We start from the raw sequence: 2361 nt of genomic DNA, 5'->3' as shown, positions 1-2361 counted from the left end.
GCCGTCGCCCGTCCCGCCGCCGCCGCAGGCGCCGGTCGTCGACGTGCCGGAACCGCGCGCGAACGATATCGTCACCCCGCCGTCGCCGCCGTCGCCGCCGGCACCGCCGACCTCGATCGAGGCCAGCGTGGACATCTCGTCGAAGGCCATGAATCCGCCGCGCTATCCGCCGGCCGCCTTCCGCGCTGGTATCCAGGGCGAAGTGATCCTGATCATTGATGTCGATGCCCAGGGCAACGTCACCAATGTCACGGTGGAAAAGTCCAGCCGTAACCGCGATCTGGACCGTGCTGCGATGGAAGCTGCCCGCAAGTGGCGTTTCAACGCCGCCGAAGCTGGCGGTAAGAAGGCTGCCGGCCGCGTCCGCGTCCCGGTCAACTTTGCGCTGAACTGATGCGCCCGGGTGGCCGCCCGGCCGCCCTCGCCTCCAGTTCGATTGTTTAGCTTAGCTACACCCTTTATCACCACACACAACAAAGGTAAGCGTCATGCTGCAGGAAATTTTCATCGCCGCTGCTGCCGGGGGCAATCCGTCCAACGCCCTGTCGCAGATGGGCTTCGAGCATCTGATCCACGAAATGACCACCAAGCCGGGTGATTTCGCGGTTTCCTGGGTCGTGCTGCTGACCCTGGTCGTCATGTCCGCCATGTCCTGGTACTGGACCGTCATCAACATCTTCCGTGCTACCCGCCTGAAGAGCGCCGCTGATCGCGTCGTCAGCCTGTTCTGGGATACCCCGAACGCGCAGGACGCCATCCGTGCAATGGAAGAACAGCCGGCTTCGGAGCCGTTCTCGAAGATCGCACTGGACGCTGCCCAGGCTGCTGCGCACCACCAGCGTGCTGAAGGCGGCGCTGTCGGCGGCGTGGGTGAGAACCTGAGCCGTTCGGAGTTCGTCGACCGCGCTCTGCGCCAGGCCGTGACCCGCGAAAGCAACAAGCTGCAGTCGGGCATGACCCTGCTGGCCACCGTCGGTGCAACCGCTCCGTTCGTCGGTCTGCTGGGTACCGTGTGGGGCATCTACGGCGCGCTGATCAAGATCGGTGCCACCGGCTCCGCTTCGATCGACGCCGTTGCCGGCCCGGTGGGTGAAGCACTGATCATGACCGCCATCGGTCTGTTCGTCGCGATCCCGGCCGTGTTCGCCTTCAACTTCTTCAGCAAGATCAACAGCGCGACCATCAGCAAGTTCGATACCTTCGCGCACGACCTGCACGACTTCTTCGCCACCGGTTCGCGCGTCCGCTAATTGCGACGCGCTGTACCCCGCGAGAACGTAGTCACCAAGATCTAGACGGAGCCCGTTATGGCTTTCAGTAGTGGTAACAGCGGCGGCCCCATGGCCGACATCAACGTTACGCCCCTCGTGGACGTGATGCTGGTGCTGCTGATCATCTTCATCATCACGGCGCCGCTGATGTCCCACAAGGTCAAGGTGGATCTGCCGGAGGCCAACCTGGTCCAGAAGCCGGACGACACCAACGACCGCAAGGGTCCCATCACCCTGGCAGTCAAGGAAGACGGTTCGATCTACTGGAACGACGAAGAGATCAACAAGCAGACTCTCGAGTCGCGCTTGGCGACCGCCGCCCAGCAGACCCCGCAGCCGCCGTTGAACCTGCGTGGTGACCGCACCACCAAGATGCGTGTCATCAACGAGATGACCAAGATCGCGCAGGAACAGGGCATGCTGGACGTCGGCTTCGTGGCGACCAAAGAGAAGGGGCAATAAGCCATGGCATTCAGTAGTGGTGGTGGCAAAGGCCCCATGGCAGACATCAACGTCACGCCCCTCGTGGACGTGATGCTGGTGCTGCTGATCATCTTCATCGTCACCGCGCCGATCATGACGTACCCGATCGCCGTGGACCTGCCGCAGCGCGTGCTCAACCCACCGCCGCAGCTGGTCGAACCGCCGCCGCCGATCGAGTTGAAGATCGACGCCAGCAACCAGGTCTCGTGGAACAACAGCCCGATCAACGCAAGCGAACTGCAGCAGCGGATGGAGCAGGAGGTCCAGCGTGACCCGACCAACCAGCCGGAACTGCGGATCGATGCCAGCCCGGATTCGGAGTACGACGTGATGGCCAAGGTTCTGGCCGCCGCGAAGAATGCTCAGATGAAGAAGATCGGCTTCGTGCAGCAGTAAATCGCTACACCGCAATACATCAGTCATGACGCGACTGCAGACGCCCCTGGAAACAGGGGCGTCTTTTTTGTGGGCGGTGGTGGTCTGCCGGCCCTACGTAGCCGCTGTTGGTAGGTGTCGACCTTGGTCGACACGTGGAACCACGCCATGCGTGGATGCGTCTTGCTGGGAACGCGTCCGGGAACAAATGCCTCTGACCGGTGCGTGTCCC

Annotated in this window: 4 protein-coding genes; all 4 read left to right on the top strand. The window is 62.8% G+C overall.

The genetic code is table 11. The annotated features are described in order from the left end of the window. Positions 1–394, top strand: a 394-nt coding sequence (locus tag DBR20_RS07015) for an energy transducer TonB (RefSeq protein WP_146186965.1), incomplete at its 5' end; no start/stop codon positions are given. Between the two features lie 94 nt (positions 395–488). Beyond that, positions 489–1250 (top strand): TonB-system energizer ExbB, encoded by a 762-nt coding sequence (gene exbB, locus DBR20_RS07010; RefSeq protein WP_025875552.1) that lies wholly within the window; start codon positions 489–491, stop codon positions 1248–1250. A gap of 57 nt (positions 1251–1307) precedes the next feature. Then, positions 1308–1733, top strand: a complete 426-nt coding sequence (locus DBR20_RS07005) for a biopolymer transporter ExbD (RefSeq protein ID WP_012509603.1) — start codon at positions 1308–1310, stop codon at positions 1731–1733. A 3-nt stretch (positions 1734–1736) separates the two neighbouring features. Further along, positions 1737–2150 carry a biopolymer transporter ExbD gene (locus tag DBR20_RS07000; protein WP_004132666.1) on the top strand — a complete coding sequence of 138 codons (414 nt, stop codon included), beginning with the start codon at positions 1737–1739 and terminating at the stop codon, positions 2148–2150. Positions 2151–2361: the final 211 nt, after the last annotated feature.

Origin of the sequence: Stenotrophomonas sp. HMWF023, from assembly GCF_003060985.1 — a bacterium.
Taxonomy (GTDB): domain Bacteria; phylum Pseudomonadota; class Gammaproteobacteria; order Xanthomonadales; family Xanthomonadaceae; genus Stenotrophomonas; species Stenotrophomonas lactitubi.
The sequence above is the reverse complement of the archived record's forward strand: the minus strand, read 5'-3'. Positions and strand labels throughout refer to the sequence as shown.